Origin of the sequence: Streptomyces tanashiensis, from assembly GCF_014648895.1 — a bacterium.
GTDB lineage: Bacteria > Actinomycetota > Actinomycetes > Streptomycetales > Streptomycetaceae > Streptomyces > Streptomyces tanashiensis.
The window spans coordinates 127628-147761 of sequence record NZ_BMRZ01000001.1; the positions used below are offsets into that span (position 1 = coordinate 127628).

Annotated in this window: 13 protein-coding genes; 6 read left to right on the forward strand and 7 right to left on the reverse strand. The window is 73.9% G+C overall.

Features of this window, described 5'->3' with window-relative positions; all coding sequences use genetic code 11:
* Window positions 1–32: 32 nt before the first annotated feature.
* Both IE237_RS00535 and IE237_RS00540 read left to right on the forward strand, forming a co-directional pair.
* On the forward strand, window positions 33–1811 hold the full coding sequence (locus IE237_RS00535; protein ID WP_189799781.1) for an ABC transporter ATP-binding protein: 1779 nt from the start codon (window positions 33–35) through the stop codon (window positions 1809–1811).
* The gene (locus tag IE237_RS00540) at window positions 1808–3631 is read left to right on the forward strand and encodes an ABC transporter ATP-binding protein (RefSeq protein ID WP_189799782.1); all 1824 of its coding nucleotides are present in this window, start codon (window positions 1808–1810) and stop codon (window positions 3629–3631) included. Before IE237_RS00535 ends, IE237_RS00540 begins: the two co-directional genes overlap by 4 nt.
* A gap of 137 nt (window positions 3632–3768) precedes the next feature.
* Here the strand turns inward: IE237_RS00540 and IE237_RS00545 are convergent, their stop codons facing one another.
* Window positions 3769–5259 (reverse strand): MFS transporter, encoded by a 1491-nt coding sequence (locus tag IE237_RS00545; RefSeq protein ID WP_189799783.1) that lies wholly within the window; start codon window positions 5257–5259, stop codon window positions 3769–3771.
* Between the two features lie 125 nt (window positions 5260–5384).
* Between IE237_RS00545 and IE237_RS00550 the strand changes: the two genes are divergently transcribed.
* From IE237_RS00550 to IE237_RS00565, 4 genes are all read left to right on the forward strand, one after another.
* The gene (locus IE237_RS00550; protein WP_189799784.1) at window positions 5385–6290 is read left to right on the forward strand and encodes a TetR/AcrR family transcriptional regulator C-terminal domain-containing protein; all 906 of its coding nucleotides are present in this window, start codon (window positions 5385–5387) and stop codon (window positions 6288–6290) included.
* Window positions 6291–6536: 246 nt separating this feature from the next.
* Window positions 6537–8561 (forward strand): M4 family metallopeptidase, encoded by a 2025-nt coding sequence (locus IE237_RS00555; RefSeq protein ID WP_189799785.1) that lies wholly within the window; start codon window positions 6537–6539, stop codon window positions 8559–8561.
* Between the two features lie 76 nt (window positions 8562–8637).
* Window positions 8638–9294, forward strand: a complete 657-nt coding sequence (locus IE237_RS00560) for a response regulator (RefSeq protein WP_189799786.1) — start codon at window positions 8638–8640, stop codon at window positions 9292–9294.
* Window positions 9287–10783, forward strand: a complete 1497-nt coding sequence (locus tag IE237_RS00565) for a sensor histidine kinase (protein ID WP_189799787.1) — start codon at window positions 9287–9289, stop codon at window positions 10781–10783. Before IE237_RS00560 ends, IE237_RS00565 begins: the two co-directional genes overlap by 8 nt.
* On the opposite strand, the gene glgP is transcribed toward IE237_RS00565, so the two are convergent.
* The 6 genes from glgP to IE237_RS00595 all read right to left on the reverse strand — a co-directional run bounded on the left by glgP (window position 10784) and on the right by IE237_RS00595 (window position 20121).
* A complete protein-coding gene (gene glgP / locus IE237_RS00570) occupies window positions 10784–13348 on the reverse strand; it encodes an alpha-glucan family phosphorylase (RefSeq protein WP_189799788.1) in 2565 nt (854 codons plus the stop codon). It abuts the gene before it with no gap.
* A 112-nt stretch (window positions 13349–13460) separates the two neighbouring features.
* Window positions 13461–14858, reverse strand: coding sequence for an FAD-dependent monooxygenase (locus tag IE237_RS00575; protein WP_229842169.1), 1398 nt, complete (start codon window positions 14856–14858; stop codon window positions 13461–13463).
* A gap of 33 nt (window positions 14859–14891) precedes the next feature.
* On the reverse strand, window positions 14892–15998 hold the full coding sequence (locus tag IE237_RS00580) for a monodechloroaminopyrrolnitrin synthase PrnB family protein (protein ID WP_189799789.1): 1107 nt from the start codon (window positions 15996–15998) through the stop codon (window positions 14892–14894).
* A gap of 102 nt (window positions 15999–16100) precedes the next feature.
* Window positions 16101–17549 carry an MFS transporter gene (locus tag IE237_RS00585; protein WP_229842172.1) on the reverse strand — a complete coding sequence of 483 codons (1449 nt, stop codon included), beginning with the start codon at window positions 17547–17549 and terminating at the stop codon, window positions 16101–16103.
* On the reverse strand, window positions 17546–18976 hold the full coding sequence (locus tag IE237_RS00590) for a 4-hydroxyphenylacetate 3-hydroxylase family protein (RefSeq protein WP_189799790.1): 1431 nt from the start codon (window positions 18974–18976) through the stop codon (window positions 17546–17548). The genes IE237_RS00585 and IE237_RS00590 overlap by 4 nt, the downstream gene beginning before the upstream one ends.
* A 137-nt stretch (window positions 18977–19113) precedes the next feature.
* Entirely contained in the window at window positions 19114–20121 is a 1008-nt protein-coding gene (locus tag IE237_RS00595; RefSeq protein WP_189799791.1) for an AraC family transcriptional regulator, read from the reverse strand.
* Window positions 20122–20134 lie beyond the last annotated feature (13 nt).

Consider the following 20134-nt stretch of genomic DNA (forward strand, 5'->3'; position numbering starts at 1 on the left):
CGCGACAGTGGTGAACCGTATGGTCGGACCTGATGCCCGAGAAACCGATCCCCCCGCACCCCGACCGCTCGACGGTCCGCGTCCTGCTCCGTCTCTGGCCGTACGTGCGGCCCGTGCGGAACCGGCTGTTCACGGCCGCGATCGTCGCGATCGTCGCCTCCTGTCTGTCGCTCGTCATCCCCCTCGTCCTGAAGTGGCTGGTGGACGGGCCCGTCGCGGACCGGGACCCCGGGGGCGTCTGGCTCGGGGCCCTGTACCTGCTGCTCCTGGGCATCACCGAGGCTGTCCTGTTCGGCTTCCGCCGCTGGCTGGTGGCGCGCCCGCTGTCCTCCGTGGAGGCCCGGATGCGCGCCGACCTGTACGGCAGGCTGCAGCGCCTGCCGATCGCCTTCCACGACCGCTGGGCGTCCGGACAGCTGCTCTCGCGCGGGACGACGGACCTGATGCTGGTCCGGATGTTCCTGGCCTTCCCGCTGACCTTCCTCCTGGTCAACGGCGTGACGATCCTCGCCGGTTACGTCCTCCTCCTGGCCCAGGACTGGTCCCTCGGCCTGGTGCTGCTCACGCCCGTCATCCCGCTCGTGATCGTCTCCAACCTCTTCGAGCGCCGGTACGGAGCGGTGGCGCGCAGGGCCCAGGACCAGGTCGGCGACCTGACGACGGTCGTCGAGGAGAGCGTCCTCGGCATCCGGATCGTGAAGGGCTTCGGCCGGCACCGCAGCCAGGCACGGGCCTTCCGCGCACTCTCCGGAGAACTCCGCGGCACGGAACTGGCCAAGGCCCGGCTGCTCGCCATGATCTGGGCGGTCATCACCGCCGTACCGGAACTGGCCATCGGTGCGGCCCTCGTGCTCGGCACGGTGCAGGTCGCCGACGGGAACCTGTCGGCGGGCACGCTCGTCGCGTTCCTCTCGACGGCCCTGGCCCTGCGCTGGCCGGTGGAGTCGATCGGTTTCCTGCTCGCGATGAGCCAGGAGGCGGCGACCGCGACGGAGCGGTACTTCGAGGTGATGGACGCGGCGGAGGAGCCGGACACCGCCGGGGTCACCACCGCCGCCGGCACCCCGGACGGGGTGCGCTTCGAAGGCGTCACGTTCCGCTACCCCGACGCCCCCGAGGAGACACCCCCGGTCCTGGACGGCATCGACCTCCACATCCGCCCGGGCGAGACGCTGGCCCTGGTCGGCGGCACGGGCTCCGGCAAGACGACCCTCACCGCCCTCGTACCGCGCCTGCACGAGGCGACGGCCGGCCGGATCCTCCTCGACGGCGAGGACATCGCCCTCATGGAACGGCAGAAGCTCCGCGCCCTCGTCTCGATGGCCTTCGAGGAGCCGACGCTGTTCTCGGCGAGCGTCGGCGAGAACGTCCTGATGGGCGCGGAAGGGGCCGGTGACCCCGAGCTGCGGCGCGCCCTGGACATCGCGCAGGCGGACGGCTTCGTCGACCGGCTCCCGGACGGCACGGCCACCCAGGTCGGCGAGCAGGGCCTCAGCCTGTCGGGCGGCCAGCGGCAGCGGCTCGCCCTGGCCCGCGCGGTGGTCGGCAGGCCCCGGTTCCTGGTCCTGGACGACCCCCTCTCGGCGCTCGACGTCCACACGGAGGCCCGCGTCGAGGCGGCCCTGCGGGAGGTCCTCAGGGAGACGACGGCCCTGGTCGTGGCGCACCGCCCGTCGACGGTGATGCTCGCCGACCGGGTCGCACTGCTCTCACGGGGCCGGATCGCCGCCGTGGGCACCCATCAGGAGTTGCTGCGGAGCAGCGCCGAGTACGCCTGGCTGATGTCCGGCGAAGGGAACGACAACCGATGACGGACACACCCGCGGAACCGACCCACGAGTCCCCGGCGGACCCCTTCGACCGCGACGACCTCCCGGCACCCAGGGGAGCGACGGGAGGCCTGCTCCGGGACCTCCTGTCCACCCACCGCACGCGCGTGGTGATCGCGGCCCTGATCCTCCTCGTCAAGGAGGCCGCGGTCCAGGCGGGCCCCCTGCTCGTCGCGTACGCCATCGACCGGGGCGTCCCGGCCTTCCGTGCGGGCGATCACGGCCCGGTGATCGCGGTGGCGATCGGCTACCTCCTCTGCGCCACCCTCTCGGGCGTCCTCCAGTACGCCTTCGTCCGCGGCGCGGCCCGCATCAACCAGGACGTGCTGCTCGACCTGCGCGGCCGGATCTTCCGCCACGCGCAGCTGCTGAGCGTCGACTTCCACGAGCGGTACACCTCGGGCCGTCTGATCTCCCGCTCGACCACGGACGTCGAATCACTGCGCGAACTGCTCTCGGAAGGCCTCCAGGAGCTGATCGGCGTCGTCCTCTCCTTCGCGTCGATCTCCCTGGTCCTCCTCTGGCTGGACTGGGGCATCGGAGCGGTGGCGGTGGCCTCCTTCGTGCCGCTCCACCTCCTGATCCGGCTCTACCGGCGGCGCGCGGGCGAGGTCTACTCGGAGCGCTCCACGGCCATCGCGGGCGTGATCGTGAAGTTCGCGGAGACGATGAACGGCATCCGCCCGGTCCGGGCGTTCCGCCGCGAGCGGGCCAACGACGAGGAATTCGCGGTACTGAACCACCGCCACGAACGAAGCAACGGCGACGCCCTCCTCGAGATGGCCCGCTATGTGGTCGGCTCCCGCCTCGTGGCGAACACGGCGGTGGCGGGCATGTGCCTGTGGGGCGCGTACCGCGTCGCGGACGGCACGCTCGAACTGGGCGTCCTGGCGGCGGCGGTGCTCTACATGCGCCGCCTGTACGACCCGATCGACCGCCTCGGCATGTTCCTGAACTCGTACGAGTCGGCGGCGGCGTCGCTCGCCAAGATCGCCGGGCTGCTGGCCCAGGAACCGGGAGTCCCGGAGACGACGGCACCCCGGGAGCTGCCGGCCAGGCAGGGCGGCAGGGAGATCACCTTCGAGAAGGTCGGCTTCGCCTACCGGACGGGCGGCGAGGTGCTCCCCCGCTTCGACCTGACGATCCCGGCGGGCCAGACGGTGGCGGTGGTGGGTGCGACGGGCGCGGGCAAGTCCACCCTCGCGAAGCTCCTGGCGCGCTTCTACGACCCGACCGAGGGCCGGGTGAGGCTCGACGGGGTGGACCTCCGTGACCTGGCGACCCCCGAGCTCCGCCGCGGGGTGGTGATGGTGACGCAGGAGGCGTTCCTCTTCTCCGGCACGGTCGCGGACAACATCGCGATCGGCCGCCCGGAGGCGACGCGTGCCGAGATCGAGGGGGCGGCGAAGGCGATCGGGGCGCACGACTTCATCACCTCGCTCCCGGACGGCTACGACACGGACGTCCGCAAACGGGGCGGCCGCATCTCGGCGGGCCAGCGCCAGCTCGTGGCCTTCGCCCGCGCGCTCCTCGCGGACCCGGCGGTCCTGATCCTGGACGAGGCCACGAGCTCTCTGGACGTACCGGGCGAGCGCGCGGTGCAGCGGGCGATGGACACGGTCCTGGCGGGCCGTACGGCGGTGGTCATCGCCCACCGCCTGTCCACGGTGGAGGTGGCGGACCGGGTCCTGGTGATGGAGGGGGGCCGGATCGTCGAGGACGGTCACCCGGCGACCCTGGTGAGGGGCGAGGGCCACTACGCGGGCCTCCACCAGGCCTGGCGCGAAAGCCTGGTGGGCTGAGGAGCAGAGGCTCACGAACGGAAGTGGGGGATGGGCGGGGGGTTGTGTTCGAGACGTAGAGCGTGATGTGTGGCGCCCCGGCGCCGTACATCATGCAGTCCCGAACACAACCCCCCGCCCATCCCGCACGACCCACGTCAGACCTGCCGCCCCCGCAACAACACCAGCGACAGGACACCGGCCAGAAGCATCAGCAGGGCGGCCCCCAGAGCCGCACCGGACATGGCCTCCACGAAGGCGCTCCGGGCGGCGTCGACGACGGCGGGGGCGGAGCCCAGCGCACCCCCCAGGGTCTCCCGGGCGGCGGGCGGCGCCGAGGAGGGCATGGCGGCGGTGTACACGGCGGCACCGATCGAGCCGAGGACGGCCATCCCCAGCGCCCCGCCCAGCTCCGACCCCGATTCGAGGACGGCGGCGGCGGCACCGGCCCGCTCGGGCGGCGCGGCGCCGAGGGCGAGTTCGTTGGCGAGGGTCATCGCGGAGACGAGCCCGGCGGCGTAGACGGCGCTGCCCACGAGGACGACCCAGAAGGGCGTGGCGCGGTCGATCGTGGCCAGCCACCCGAAGCCCGCGGCGGCGACGAGGAAGCCGCCGCCCATGACGTGGGCGCGGTCGACCCGCTGGGCGAGCACCGCGGCGACGGGCGCGGCGACCATGACGCCGCCGGCGGGGACGAGGCTCCAGAGGGCCGCTTCGAGGGGGCTCTGTCCGAGGACGGACTGGAGGTACTGGGTGAGGAAGACGGCGAAGCCGACGGTGGCGACCATGGCGAGCAGGTTGACGAGGAGGGAGCCGCCGTAGGCAGGGGTGCGGACGAGCCGCAGGTCGATCATGGGGTGGTCGAGCCGCGCCTGACGGCGGACGAAGACGACCCCGAGAAGGAGCCCCACGGCGATGCCCAGGGCGGGCACGGGGGCCCATCCGTCCTTGGCGAGCTCCTTGATCCCGTGGATCACGGGCAGCAGCGCGGCGAGCGAGAGCCCGGCGCTGACGAGGTCGAACCGCCCCCGGCCGGCCGCTCCCTTGGACTCGGCGAGCAGCAGGGGCGCGAGGACGAGGAGCAGGACCATGGCGGGCAGGTTGATGAGGAACACGGATCCCCACCAGAAGTGTTCGAGGAGCGCGCCGCTGACGACGGGCCCGAGGGAGATGCCGCTCGCCATGACGGTGGTCCAGAGGGTGACGGCCTTGGCGCGCTGGGCCGGGTCCTGGAAGAGGGTGCGGATCAGGGCGAGGGTGGACGGCATGAGGCAGGCGCCGGCGACGCCGAGGAGCGCGCGGGCGCCGATGAGGGCGCCGGGGCTGTGGGCGTAGGCGGCGGCGACGGAGGCGGCGCCGAAGAGGGCGGCGCCGAGGAGGAGGAGTCTGCGGCGCCCGACGCGGTCGCCGAGGGAGCCCATGGTGACGAGGAGTCCGGCGAGCACGAAGCCGTACATGTCGAGGATCCACAGCTGCTGGGTCGCGCCGGGGCGGAGGTCGGCGGCGATGGAGGGGATCGCGAAGTAGAGGACGGAGACGTCCATGGAGACGAGGAGGAGGGGGAGCATGAGGACGCCGAGGGCGGTCCATTCGCGCCGGCCGGCGCGGGCGGGTCCTGCGGCTGTCGACGGGCCTGCGGTGAGTGTCATGCGGGCAGCGAAGCAACACGGGGCGTACAGCGCCACGAACGCCCTAGTGCACCCCCCAACACCCCTATGAAACCCCAGATCACACGGCTGTACGCCGCACAGGTGCACTAGTACACTCGCCCCCCGTGACGACGGAACCGCCCTACCTGAGCATCGCCGCCGAGATCCGGGGCCGCATCCAGACCGGAGCGCTGGCCCCGGGTGACCGGGTGCCGTCGACGCGGGCGATCACGCGGGAGTGGGGCGTGGCGATGGCGACGGCCACGAAGGTGCTGGCGGCGCTGCGCCAGGAGGGCCTGGTCCGGGTGGAGCCGGGCGTGGGCACGGTGGTCGTGGACCCGCGGCAGGCGCGGCAGGCGACGGCTCCGGCGCTGACGCAGGCCCGGATCGTGCGCGCGGCGCTCGAACTCGCCGATTCCGAGGGCCTGAACGCCCTGACGATGCGCCGGCTCGCGACGGTGCTGGACACCTCGGCGATGGCGATGTACCGGCACGTTCCGGGCAAGGGCGAGCTGGTGCGGCTGATGGCGGACGAGGCGTGCGGGGAGGTGCCGCTGGGTCCGGTGCCGAGGCACTGGCGGCCCGGTCTGGAGCGGGCGGCGCGCTGGCTGCGCGAGGTGTACGCGCGGCACCGGTGGATGGCGCAGGCGATGGCCTCGTTCACGCGCCCGGTGGCCTCGCCGAACGCGATGGCCTACACGGAGTGGGTGCTGGCGGCGCTGCGGGAGACGCCGCTGACCTCGTCCCAGAAGCTGCACACCCATCTGACGCTGTTCGCGTTCGTCCAGGGTCTGGCGCTGGCGGACGATCTGGAGGAGCAGGCGCGGCTCGACACGGGCCTGTCGGACGGCGAGTGGATGGAACAGAACGAGCCACGCTTCGACGCGATGCAGTCGGGGCACCCGTACCCCCTCCTCGACGCCGTCACCCGTGACGGGGGCTTCGAGCTGAGCCTGGAGAGTCTCTTCGAATTCGGGCTCCGGCGAACGTTGGACGGCGTCGCGGCCATGATCGACGAAACGTCCGGTTAACGAACACGGCCTTACGGGCAGCGGACGATTTCCGGCCAACTTCCTGACGCGGTCCTGACAGGTCCCCGTCATTCCTGTCACTCTCTCCCCGGTTCTTCGCACCAGAGTTCACCGCTTCACCCGAACGAGTCCGGGGTCATCCGAACGCGTTCGGTGTCACACGTACGTGCTCCACAGCTCTCTCCTTGCTCTGCCCGGACGGGCTCACCCAAGTCCGCCGGTACCCCCCTCGCATAAGGAGTCTGCGTGAGATCCACGCCCAGCCGTCGCGCCACCGCGACCGGCGCTCTGATCGCCGCCGCCGCCATGCTCACCATCGGTGTGCAGGCCGGCACCGCTTCGGCCGACATCGACACCTTCGCGGCGGCCCCCAAGGCGCTGTCCGCCGGCAAGGCCAACCCGGGCAAGCTCCCGGCCGACCTCACCCCCGCCCAGCGCTCCGCGCTGATCAAGGCGGCGGACGCGGACAAGGCCGCCACGGCCAAGTCCCTCGGCCTCGGCGCCCAGGAGAAGCTGGTCGTCCGCGACGTCGTCCAGGACCGCGACGGCACGACCCACACCCGGTACGAGCGCACCTACGCCGGACTCCCGGTCCTCGGCGGTGACCTGATCGTCGCCGAGACGAAGGCCGGCGCCACCACCGGCGTCATCAAGTCGAACCGTGCCGAGCTCAAGAACGTCGACCTCGCCGCCGACGTCGCCCCGGCCGCCGCCGAGAAGCAGGCCCTCGGCCTCGCCGCCGCGGAGGGCTCGAAGAAGGCCGCCGCCGACCGCGCCCCGCGCAAGGTCGTCTGGATGGCCCAGGGCGCCCCCGTCCTCGCGTACGAGACCGTCGTCGGCGGCCTCCAGCACGACGGCACCCCGAACGAGCTGCACGTCGTGACGGACGCGAAGACCGGCGCCAAGCTCTACGAGTGGCAGGCCGTCGAGACCGGCATCGGCAACACGCAGTACAGCGGCCAGGTGACCCTCGGCACCGCGCCCTCGTACACGCTGACCGACACCGGCCGCGGCAACCACAAGACGTACAACCTCAACGGCGGTACGTCGGGCACCGGGACGCTCTTCACCAACACCACGGACACGTGGGGCAACGGCCTCGCCTCCAACAAGGAGACGGCCGGCGCCGACGCGCACTACGGTGCCGCGCTCACCTGGGACTACTACAAGAACGTGCACGGCCGCTCCGGCATCCGCGGTGACGGCGTCGGCGCGTACTCCCGGGTCCACTACGGCAACGCCTACGTCAACGCGTTCTGGCAGGACAGCTGCTTCTGCATGACGTACGGCGACGGCTCGGGCAACAGCAAGCCGCTCACGTCCATCGACGTGGCCGCGCACGAGATGACCCACGGCGTCACCGCCGCCACCGCCAACCTGACCTACAGCGGCGAGTCCGGCGGTCTCAACGAGGCCACCTCGGACATCTTCGCGGCGGCGGTCGAGTTCTACGCCAACAACGCCAACGACAAGGGCGACTACCTCGTCGGCGAGAAGATCGACATCCGCGGCAACGGCACCCCGCTGCGCTACATGGACAAGCCGAGCAAGGACGGCTCGTCCAAGGACTCGTGGTACTCGGGCATCGGCTCCATCGACGTCCACTACTCCTCGGGCCCGGCGAACCACTTCTTCTACCTGCTCTCCGAGGGCAGCGGCGCCAAGGTCGTCAACGGCGTGAGCTACGACTCGCCGACCTCCGACGGCCTGCCGGTCACCGGCATCGGCATCGACAAGGCCCGGCTGATCTGGTTCAAGGCGCTCACCACCAAGTGGGGCTCGTCGACCAACTACGCCGGCGCCCGCACGGGCACCGTCGCGGCGGCCACCGAGCTGTACGGCGCCGGCAGCGCCGAGGTCACGGCCGTCGAGAACGCCTGGGCCGCGATCAACGTCGGTTCCCGCCCCGGCGGCCCCGGCGGCGGCACGGTGTTCACCAACGACGCCGACGTCTCCATCCCGGACAACGGCGCCGCGGTCACCTCGTCGCTGACCGTCTCCGGCGTCGCGGGCAACGCGCCCTCGACCCTCAAGGTCGGCGTGGACATCGTCCACACCTACATCGGTGACCTCGTCGTCGACCTGATCGCCCCCGACGGCTCGGTCTACAGCCTGTCGAACCGGGCCGGCGGCAGCGCCGACAACATCAACCAGACCTACACCGTGAACGCCTCCTCCGAGGTCGCCAACGGCGTCTGGAAGCTCCGCGTCCAGGACAAGGCGTCGATCGACACCGGCTACATCAACAGCTTCAAGCTGACCTTCCCGTAAGCGGCACCACACGGGAGCGGGCGCCCGGAGGGAACCTTCCCTCCGGGCGCCCGCGCGTCTGCATACCCTGGACCGCATGATCAGGGTGCTGCTTGCCGACGACGAGACGATGATCAGGGCCGGAGTGCGAGCCATCCTCGCCACCGACCCCGGGATCGAGGTGGTGGCCGAGGCCGGCGACGGGCACGAGGCCGTCGAACTCGCCCGCGAGCACCGGCCCGACGTGATCCTGCTCGACATCCGGATGCCCCGGCTCGACGGGCTCGGCGCGGCCGAGGAACTGCGCGCGACGGTGCCGGACGCGGCCGTCGTCATGCTCACCACCTTCTCGGAGGACACCTCCATCGCCCGGGCGCTCGGCAGCGGCGTGAGCGGATTCCTCCTCAAGTCCGGAGACCCGCGCGAGCTGATCGCCGGGGTCCGCGCCGTGGCCGGGGGCGGCGCCGCCCTCGCCCCCACGGTCGCCCGGCGGGTCATCGACACCCTCGGCGGCGAGCGGTTCACCCGCGCGGCCGCGGCACGCTCCCGCCTGGAGCCCCTCACCGGACGGGAACGGGAGGTCGTCGCCCTCCTCGGCGCCGGGCTCTCCAACCAGGAGATCGCCGGCCGCATGTACGTCGTCGAGGGCACCGTCAAGGCGCACGTGAGCGCCGTCCTCGGCAGGCTCGGCCTGCGCAACCGGGTCCAGCTCGCCGTCCTGGCGTACGAGGCGGGCCTGGTCCCCGATGCGTGAACGCGCCTTCGACCTGGCGCTCTGGCTGCTGCTGTGCGTCCCCGTCCTGCTCAGGTCGGACCCGAACGACGGCGGGAGCTGGACCGAGGTCGTGGTCGGCGTGGCGCTCCTCGGCGGCTGCGTCGCGGTCAGCCGGCGGTGGCCGCCGGTGCCGATCGCCGTCATGGTCGCGGTGAGCCTGTCCTCCACCCTGGAGCTGTTCACCGCCTCGTACACCCTGGCCCTGGTCGCCTTCGGCTATCTCGCCGGACGGCGGCAGGAGCGGACCCGGGCGGCGCTGTGGCTGTTCGGCGCGGTCGCGGTGGCGGGGCTGCTCCTGACGACGGTCACGCACACCTCCCTCGGCCAGTGGTTCACGCTGCTGCTCACGCTGGCGCTGGCGGTCGTGGCGCCCTGGCTGATCGGCCGTTACGTGCGCCAGTACGACCGGCTCGTGCGCAGCGGCTGGGAGCTGGCCGACCGGATGGAGCGGGAGCAGGAGGCCGTCGCCGACCGGGAGCGGCTGCGGGAACGCTCCCGGATCGCGGGCGACATGCACGACTCCCTCGGCCACGACCTGGCCCTGATCGCGGTCCGCGCGGGCGCCCTGGAGGTCGATCCGGGGCTCGGGCCCGCCCAGCAGCACGCGGCGGGCGAGCTGCGGCGGGCGGCGGCGGACGCGACGGCCCGGCTGCGGGACATCATCGGCGTGCTGCGCGAGGACGACGCCGGGGCGCCGACGACCCCGGCCGGGGAGACGGTCGAGGAACTGGCGGCCCGGGCCCGGGCGTCGGGACTCGACGTCACGCTCACCCCGACGCCGGTGCCGACGCTGCCGGGCATGTCCGGCCTCGCCCTGCACCGGGTCGTGCAGGAGGGGCTCACGAACGCGGCCAAGCACGCGCCCGGCGCGGCCGTCGCGGTCTCCGTCGCCCCGGACCCGGCGAGCGTGCGGGTCCGGGTGGTCAGCGGCCCCGGCGCGGCGGAGGCGCTCCTGCCCTCGGGCGGGACCGGGCTCGTCGGGCTCGACGAGCGGGTGCGGCTCGCGGGCGGTGCGCTGACGCACCGGGTCACCGGGGACGGCGGATTCGTCCTGGAGGCCGTCCTGCCCAGGAACCCCCCGGCGCCGCTGCCCGCCGCGCCGACCTCGGCGAGGGAGCTGGACCGGGCCCGCCGCGAGGTCCGCAAGGGCCTCGCGCGGGCGATCTGGATCCCGCTCGCGCTCCTCGTCGCCCTGGGTCTGCTGATGGCCGGGGTCGCCCTGTGGACCCAGCACCAGTCGTACCTGGAGCCGGAGGACTACGGCCGGATGCGGGTCGGGCAGTCGCTCGCGGAGCTCTCCGAGGACCTGCCCGAGCATCCGCTGGACGGCCCGCCGCAGCGCACGCCGGCGGAGCCGCGCGGCATGGACGAGTGCCGGTACTACCGGTCCACGATGCTGGCCGCGATCCCGGTGTACCGGCTCTGCTTCGTCGACGGGCACCTCGCCGGCAAGGCCGAGGTCCCGTAGCTACCTCAGGAGCACCCCCGCCCCCTCCCCCGTCGTCTCCTCCGGCAGCGCCGCGAGGCCGAGCTCGGCCGGGTGGGCGAGCAGCGGGTGGGCGGGCAGGACGCGGACCGTGCAGCCGAAGGAGCCGGTCCGGTCGAGCTCCAGGGTGCCGGCGTAGGGCAGGCGTCCCTCCAGGTCGGGTCCGCCCGCCGGCTTGAGGGTGACGGTGCGGGTGGCGGCGAGGGTGTCGTCGGCGTCGACCCGGCCGGTGACGGCCTGCACCTCGACGTCGTCGGGGCCGAGCGCGCCGAGCGTCACCCGGACGCGGACGACGGGCGTGGCGCCCAGTTCGGCGTCGGCGAGGTCGTCCGCGAGCCCGTCGCCGACCTCGACGCGGTCGACGGCCACCTTGGGCCAGGCCTCCCGGACGCGCGTCTTCCAGGCGGCGAGGTCCCGCGCCCGGTCCGGACCGAGGGCCCGGCGGGCGCCGGCGGCGGGCACGTACAGCTTCTCGACGTACTCGCGGACCATCCGGTCGGCGAGCACCTTCGGGCCGAGGTCGGCGAGGGTGCGCCGGACCATGGCCGTCCAGCCGGACGGCACCCCGTCGGGGCCGCGGTCGTAGAAGCGGGGCGCGACCCGGCGCTCGATCAGCTCGTAGAGGGCCGCGGCCTCCAGGTCGTCGCGGCGGTCCTCGTCGGCGGAGGCGGCGCCGTCGGCGGTGGGGATGGCCCAGCCGAAGTCGGGCCGGAACCACTCGTCCCACCAGCCGTCGAGGACGGAGAGGTTGAGGCAGCCGTTGAGGGCGGCCTTCATGCCGCTGGTGCCGCAGGCCTCCAGGGGGCGCAGCGGGTTGTTGAGCCAGACGTCGCAGCCGGGGTAGAGGCCGCGGGCCATCTCCATGCCGTAGTCGGGCAGGAAGACGATCCGGTGCCGGACCCGTGGGTCGTCGGCGAAGCGGACGAGTTCCTGCACGAGCCGCTTCCCGCCGTCGTCGGCGGGGTGGGCCTTGCCGGCGACGACGAGCTGCACGGGCCGCTCGGGGTGGAGGAGCAGCGCCCGCAGCCGGTCCTTGTCCCGCAGCATCAGGGTGAGCCGCTTGTACGAGGGGACGCGGCGGGCGAAGCCGATGGTGAGGACGTCGGGGTCGAGGACGGACTCGGTCCAGCCGAGTTCGGCGGCGGCGGCGCCGCGCTGCCGCCAGGAGGCCCGCAGCCGGTCGCGCACGTCGGCCACGAGCCGTTCGCGGAGGGTGCGGCGCAGCTCCCACAGCTCCCGGTCGCTCGCGTCCGGGGAGAGCCGGGTGACTTCGGGGGCGACCCAGGTGGGGGCGTGGACGCCGTTGGTGATGGAGGTGATCGGCACCTCCTCGGCGTCGAAGCCGGGCCAGAGTCCGGCGAACATGGAGCGGCTGACGGCGCCGTGGAGGGTGGAGACGCCGTTGGCGCGCTGGGCGAGGCGCAGGCCCATGGCGGCCATGTTGAAGACGCCGGGTTCGCCGCCGAGGGGGGTCTCGTCGCCGAGGGCGAGGATCCGGCCGAGGTCGACCCCGGGGAGGGCGCCGTCGTCGCCGAGGTGGCGGGCGACGAGGGCCCGGTCGAAGCGGTCGATGCCGGCCGGGACGGGGGTGTGGGTGGTGAAGACGGTCCCGGCCCGGACGGTCTCCAGGGCGCTGCCGAAGTCGAGTCCCTCGCCCTGGAGTTCACGGATCCGTTCGAGGCCGAGGAAGCCGGCGTGGCCCTCGTTGCTGTGGAAGACCTCGGGGGCGGGGTGGCCGGTGAGCCGGGTGTAGGTGCGGACGGCGCGGACGCCGCCGATGCCGAGGAGCATCTCCTGGAGGAGCCGGTGCTCGCTGCCGCCGCCGTACAGCCGGTCGGTGACGCTCCGTTCGCCGGGGGCGTTCTCCTCGACGTCGGAGTCGAGCATGAGGAGCGGGACGCGGCCGACCCGGGCGATCCACAGGTGGGCGTGGAGGCTGCGGCCGCCGGGGAGGGCGAGGGTGATCCGGGCGGGGGTGCCGTCGTCCTCGCGGAGCAGGGTGACGGGCAGCTCGCCGGGGTCGAGGACGGGGTACTGCTCCTGCTGCCAGCCGTCCCGGCCGAGGGACTGCCGGAAGTAGCCGTGCCGGTAGAGCAGGCCGACGCCGATCAGCGGGACGCCGAGGTCGCTCGCGGACTTGAGGTGGTCGCCGGCGAGGATGCCGAGGCCGCCGGAGTACTGGGGCAGGGCGGCGGCGACGCCGAACTCGGGCGAGAAGTAGGCGACGGCGGCCGGGACGTCGCCGGAGCGGCCCTGGTACCAGCGGGGGGCGTGCAGATAGTGGTCGAGGTCCTCGGCGGCGGCGCCGAGGCGGACCAGGAAGTCCCGGTCGGCGGCGAGGGCGGCGAGCCGGGGCGCTTCGAGGGCGCCGAGGACCCGGACGGGGTCGGCGCCGTTCGGCACCGCCTCGGAGGGGGGTACCAGGGATTCGAAGAGCGCCCGGGTGGGCTCGTGCCAGGACCAGCGCAGGTTGTGCGCGAGGTCGGCGAGGGGTCGAAGGGTGTCGGGGAGGACGGGACGCACGGTGAATCGACGGATTGCCTTCACGTTGTCCACCTTCGCAGGCGAGTACGGAGCGGAGCGGGCGCACCACGCTGTGCGTCCGGCGTGCCGCTCCGACGTTAGGGCAGGGGACCCCGTCGGGCCACGGCGCACGGGGTCAGACGGTGGGTACCGCCGGCTCGTACGGGGAGCCCTGGTTCACGGTGGCCGGGTCGAAGGCTCCGGTCGCCGCGTACCGTCCGGCGATGGCGGCGAGCTCCTCGGCGGGGATGACCTGGTGGATGTCGGTGAAGCCGTGCGGGGCGCGCGCGTGGGCGAGGTCGATGACGACCTCGGGGCCGAGCTGCCGGTTGGCGTGCTGGAGGGCGGTCATGGCGGGGCGGCGTTCGCGCTCGTACGCGGCGAGGCCCTCGGCGGGGTCGGCGTGCCGGGCGAGGGCGTGGGCGAGGGCGCGGGCGTCGACGATCGACTGGGTGGCTCCGTTGGAGCCGATCGGGTACATGGCGTGGGCGGCGTCGCCGATGAGGGTGGTGCGGCCGTGGGTCCACCGGTCGAGGGGTTCGCGGTCGACCATCGGGTATTCGTGCGCGGTGTCCGCGGCGCGCAGGACGGCGGGGACGCTGACGCCGTCGAACTCCCAGCCCTCGTAGTGCGGGAGGAAGGCGTCGACGGGGACGGCGCGGTTCCAGTCGCCCCGCAGCCGCTCCTCGCAGGCGTCGCCGGGGGTGTCGGCGGGCCGGGCGAGGGCCCAGTTGACGAGGACCTCCCGGCCGGGTCCGGTGGGCCGGCCCATCGGGTAGACGACGGCCTTCTGCCGGTCGTCGCCGGCGATGAGCATGAAGGAGCCCACGGCCCGTGCGGGCATCCGGGAGACCCCCCGCCACACGAGCATCCCGTTCCACGGGGGCCCGCCCTCCGCCGGGTACAGCGCCGCGCGGACCGCGGAGCGGATGCCGTCGGCGCCGACGAGGACGTCCGGTTCGAGGGAGGCCCGGCCCCGGACGGGTCCGTCGCGGTGTTCCAGGCGCAGCCGGGGCCGGCCGTCCGGGAGCAGTTCGACGCCGGTCACCTTGACGCCCGTGACCAGGGCCGCCGAGCCGAGCCGGGCGCGGACGGCGCCGGCGAGGACCTGCTGGAGGTGGCCGCGGTGGACCGACAGCTGGGGCCAGCGGTAGCCGGCGCCGAGGCCGCGGGGTTCGCGGGATATCAGGCCGCCGGAGCGGTGGTAGTAGCGCAGTTCGCGGGTGCGCAGGGCGCCCGCCTCCAGGGCGTCGAGCAGGCCGAGCGCGTCGAGTTCGCGGACGGCGTTCGGCATCAGGTTGAGCCCGGCGCCGAGGGGGCGGATGGCCGCGGCGGCCTCGACGACCGTCACCCGTTCGAATCCGGCGGCGTGCAGGGCGAGGGCGGCGGTGAGGCCGGCGATGCCGCCGCCGGCGATCACGATGTGCGGGCTGTGACCGTAGTGCGGCCGGTGGTCCGGTCCGTGGGGAGCGGGGGTGCGGAGGGCGGGGGTGCGGGGGGCGGGGGTGCGGGGGACGGGGTTGTGGGGGGACATCTCGAATGCTCCTTCGCGCCGATGGGGCCTGTCCTACGCGGCCGACGGGCCGACGGGAGCCCCGGCGGGACGGCGCCGCGCGGTCGCGCGGCGCACCATGGTCTCGTTCTCCCTGGTCAGGTCCAGGATCGAGCGCAGCAGCGCGACGGGGGCCCCGCCGCTGCCCTCCTCGTACAGGCGCACCTCGTCGCTGTACGCCTTGCGGGCGATGCCGAGGTGCCGGGCCCGGAAGGTCTTCAGGATCCGCAGGACGCGGCCGAGCGCCTCCGCCGAGGCGGCCAGCACGGGCGGCAGCCGGTCGGCGCCCTCCCAGCTGACCGCCGCCGACAGCTTGCTGACGGCGGAGACACCGCCGCGGTGCCGGGCGTGGAAGGCGCGCCAGGACGGCAGGGCGTAGGGCAGGGACTCGGCGAGGAAGGCGTCGTAGGCGGCGTCGGAGCGGTCGCACTGCCACAGCGTCAGGTCGACCAGCCAGAGCGGGACCTGTGCGGCGGCCGGGCCGAGGTAGTCGCGGCCGTCGATCTCGACCTCCTCGAAGTACGGGCGAAGGGTGAGGGCGAAGTACGCGGGCGGGACCTGCGCGACGGTGAGGTCGATGGAGTCCACCATCGTCCGCACGTGGCCGGCGACGCGGTCCAGGGCGGCGGCGAAGCCGGGGGCGTACGGTTCGAGGCGGGCGACCCGGGCGCAGTCCTCCAGGGCCGCGACGAGCCCCGGGAAGACCATACGTACCGCGTCCTGGAGGCGGGCCTCGGTCGGGTCTCCGGTGTAGGTGCGGCGGCGGGGGCCGTCGGGGTTCCAGGTCGTGTAGTGGTGGACGGTGTCGCGCGGGATCATGTCGGTGCGGCGGCCCAGGAGTTCCAGGACGGGCAGCGCCTCGGGCACCGCGGCCAGCGGCTGCACGCCGTGCCGTTTGAGGGAGCCGAGCAGGATGCCGAGGTCCCGCATCGCGGCGAGTGCGCCGCCGACGCTCCACAGCGCGGCCCGTTCGGGGTCCGGCAGGAGGGCCCGGAGGGCGACGGTCAGGGCCGCCGTGTCGGCCCGCGCGTTCATCGCGGGGACCGCGGCGAGCAGGGCGTCGGCGCCCAGCGGGTCGGCGGCGCGTATCTCCTCGGTCATGTGACGCGGGTCGCCGAGCACAGCGGGCTCCTCTTCTTCGGGGCTCGGTTCGCCTCCGGGGCGCTGGTGCGGCCCCTCGGCTCACTCGCCGGGTGGTCGTGGGCATCGCGGAGCGGGACGGGGTCAGTACGGATCGGGCACCCGGTCCTCCGGTGCCGCGGCCCGCTCCGGGAGGTGGAGGCGTACGGAGAGCAGGGCGGCGAGCGCGGCGAGGGCGGCGCCGGTGAGGAGGGCGGCGCGGAAGCCGGCGGTCTCGGCGGCGGCCCGGGCCGCGCCGGCGGCCCCGGTGCGGGTGGTGTCCGCGGTACGGGCGGCGGCGACGGCGACCAGGACGGCGAGGCCGAGGACGGAGCCGAACTGCTGGCTGGTGTTGACGAGTCCGGAGGCGAGTCCGGTCTCCTCGGGTGCGGCCTCGGCCGTCGCGGCGACGTTGGTGGTGACCATGACCAGCGGCAGGGCGGCGCCGAGGAGGAGGCTGGGGGCGAGGACGGTGCTCGCGAAGGTGCCGTCCGGGGTGAGCGCGAGGGCCAGCCAGAGGGTTCCTGCGCACAGCAGGACGAAGCCGAGGGTCATGGCCCGGTGCAGGCCGACGCGGAAGATGATCCGGCCGGTCTGCGGGGCGACCGCGACGACGACCAGGGAGAGCGGCAGGAGTCCGAGGCCGCCGCCGAGGGGCGCGTACCCGAGAACGCTCTGGAGGTAGAGGCTGACCAGGAAGAACATCGGGAACAGCGCGGTCTGCGCGAGTGCGGCGAGGATGTTGGCCAGGCGGAGCGCGGGCCGGGCGAGGACCGCGGGCGGGACGAGCGGGGCGGCGGCCCGGGTCTCGACGGCGGCGAAGGCGAGCAGCAGCGCGAGCCCGGCTCCTCCGGCGCCGAGGGTGCGGGCGGACAGCCATCCGGCTTCGGCGCCGCCGACGAGGGCGTGGGCGACGAGGCCGAGCCCGGCGGTGGCGGTGAGCGCCCCGGCGAGGTCGAAGCCGCCGCGGGGCGCGGCTGCGGTGCGGGGGGCGAGGATCCGGAGGGCCGGGGCGGCGAGGGCGGCGGCGAGCAGGACGTTCAGCCAGAACGGGGCGCGCCAGCCGAGGGCGTCGGTGAGGACGCCGCCGAGGACCGTGCCGAGGACGCCGCCGAGACCGCCCATGGCGGCGAAGGCGCCGAGGGCCCTGTGCCGGGCGGGGCCGTCGGGGAAGAGCAGGAGGAGCAGGGCGAAGGCGGCGGCCGCGGCGAGGGCGGCACCGACGCCCTGGGCGGCGCGGGCCGCGACGAGGGCGTCGGCGCCGGGGGCGAGACCACCGGCGGCGGAGGCGACGGCGAGCAGGCCGAGGCCGCCGAGGAAGACCCGCCGGTGGCCGAGGAGGTCGGCGACGCGTCCGCCGAGGAGGAGCAGTCCGCCGAAGGTGATGAGGTAGGCGTTGGCGACCCAGGAGAGGCCGGTGGAGCCGGAGCCGAGGTCCTCTCCGACGGAGGGCAGCGCGACGTTGACGATCGCGGTGTCCATGATCAGCAGCAGCTGGGTGGAGGCGAGCAGGGCGAGCGCCCCGCGCCGTGGGACCGGTGGTGGTGCCGTCACCGGGTCGTCCCCAGGCCGTAGCCGTCGAGGCAGGCCCGGGCGAGGTTCTCGCACTCCCCCGCCGCGCCGGCCCAGGTCTGCATGGTCAGGTAGACGTGCGGGGCGCCGTGGTAGAAGCGCTCGTACTGCTCGTGGCGGCCGGCGAACTCCGAACCGAGGGCGTCCCAGGCGAGTTTGAGCAGCTTGACGCGGTCCTCCGCGGAGTGGCCGGGCGTCGCGAAGTAGCGGCGGACCAGGGGCCCGAGTTCGGGGTGGAGGAGGTCGCGGCCGCTCGCGGGGAGCTGGACGAGGGCACCACCGGCGAGGAGCTTGACGTCCTGGACGGCGCGCGGGTAGAGCTCGCCGGCCATGATCCGCTGGGCGAAGGAGATCTCCTGCCCGGGGCGGACCCCGCCGCGCCCGCCGTCGACCTCCTCGTAAGAGGCCTCGGCGGCGAGCACGAAGGCCTTGGCCTGGGCGACCATGCCGAGGAGCCGGCCGAGGGCCTGGGTGACGGGCGGCAGTTTCTCGGTGCCGTTCGAGCGGGTGAGGAGGATCGCGAGGCCGGTGAGGAACTCCAGCTTGGTCCAGAAGCGGGTGGCGGCCTGGTGGACGAGGTTCGGGTAGGCGGGGGTCTGCCACCAGATCGCGCCGGTGGTGGCCGGGTCCCGGTAGGTGAGCACCCGCTCCCAGGGCACGAAGACGTCCTCGCAGACGAGCATCGCGTCGTTCTCGTCGTACCGGGAGGAGAGCGGGTGGTCGAAGACGGAGCGGGAGCGTTCCTCGTAGGAGGTGCGGGAGATCAGCTTGAGGCCGGGGGTGTCGAGCCGTACGGAGAAGGTGACGGCGCGCTCGGTGTCGTCGGCGGCGAGCGGCTCGATGGTGCCGACGAGCAGCTCGTCGGCGAAGACCGCGCCGGTGCCGATGGTCTTGGCGCCGCGGACGACGATCCCGCCGTCGCGTTCCCCGACGACCCGCAGGGTGAGGTCGTCCTCGCCGCGCCCGGAGGCGGGGTTGGTGAGGGTGAACGCGACGTGCAGGTCTCCCTCGGCGATCCTGCGGTGGAAGGCGAGGGCGTGGTCGGCGCCGTCGAAGGTCTCGCCGGTGAAGACGGCGGGCGCGGCGGCGAATCCGGCCGCGCCCGCGGCCATGTAGTCGGGGGTGCGGCCGAGGAAGCCGTAGCTCGCCGCGGCCGTGGTGCGGAAGGCGCGGCGCCGGGCGACGAGGTCCTCGTAGGAGCGGGGCACGGCGCAGGCGCGGCGCACCCCGCCCTGGACGAGGACGGGGCGGTGCACGGGGTCGTCGGCGAGGTCGTAGAGGCCGGCGAAGGAGGCGGCGGAGGCGCGGAAGGCGGGGTGGGCGGTGACGTCCTCGACCCGTTCCCCGTCGAGCCAGATCTCGCGCCCGTCGCGCAGTCCCTCCAGATACTCCTGCCCGGACCTCGTCACCGGTGTGTCGCCTCTCCTCGGGTGCCACGGCTCTGCCGTCCCGAGCCTGTCCCGGTGGACCCGGCCGGACAATGAACGTCCGTCCAGGGGTCCTTAAGAACCGTCCAGGGGCTCCCGAAGATGTCAGGTCGGCGGGATCAGGCGGCTCTGACCTCCCCCGCCCGGTACTCGCCGGGGGTCACCCCGAACCACTTGCGGAAGGCGAGGTGGAAGCCGACGGCGCTGCGGTAGCCGACGCGGGCGGGCAGGGCCGACTGCGGGAGGGAGGTCTCGGTGAGGAGCCGTCCCGCCTCCTGCATGCGGCGGGCGGCGAGGTAGCGGGCCGGGGAGTCGCCGACGAGGTCGCGGAAGGCGGCGGTGAAGGCGGAGCGGGACATGCCCACCTCCCGGGCGACGGAGTCGATGGTCCAGGGCTCGGCGAACCGGGTCGCCATCATGACGACCGCCCGGCTGATCCCGGGGTGGCGGAGCAGCGGCAGCGAGGCCGGGTTCCCGGCGAGTTCGCGGAGGAGCGGGCGGAGCGCGAGGACGAGCGCCATCTCGAAGGCGCGCAGCGTGATGAGCCGGTCGCCGGGGCCGACGGGCCGGTCGGGGGCGGCGAGCAGCCGGAGGGTGTCGCGGAGCAGCGGTTCCCGTTCGACCTGGGGGCCGTCGAGGACGAGGGCCCAGGGCAGGGAGGTGTAGAGGTCGGTGGCGGCGCTGGCGTCGTAGTGGAGCCCGGCGCAGAGGAGGCGGCTCTCGGGGCCGCTGCCGTCGATGACGATCTCGCCGGAGGTGCCGGGCTGCCGTTCGGGCAGGACGGCCTTGAGCGGGAGGCCCTGGCGTTCGGGCCGGTCGGAGAGGCGGTGGGCGGCGCCGGTGGGGAAGACGACGAGGTCGCCGGCGTGGAGTTCGACCGGGGTCTCGTCGTCGGTGGTGATCCAGCAGGTGCCCTCGACGACGTAGTGGAGGACGGCGCAGCTGCGTTCGGCGTCGCCCTCGATGGCCCAGGGGGCGCGGACGTGCCAGCGGCTGTCGAAGACGCCGGTGAGCCGGAGGGGTTTGAGGAGTTCGCTCAGGAGGTCTTCGTGTTCGCCCTCGACGAAGGAGTCATGCCGGTCGAGGGGGTCTCGCCGGTCGCGACGGTCGGTTCCCGCGGTTTCCATGGACGATCCTTCA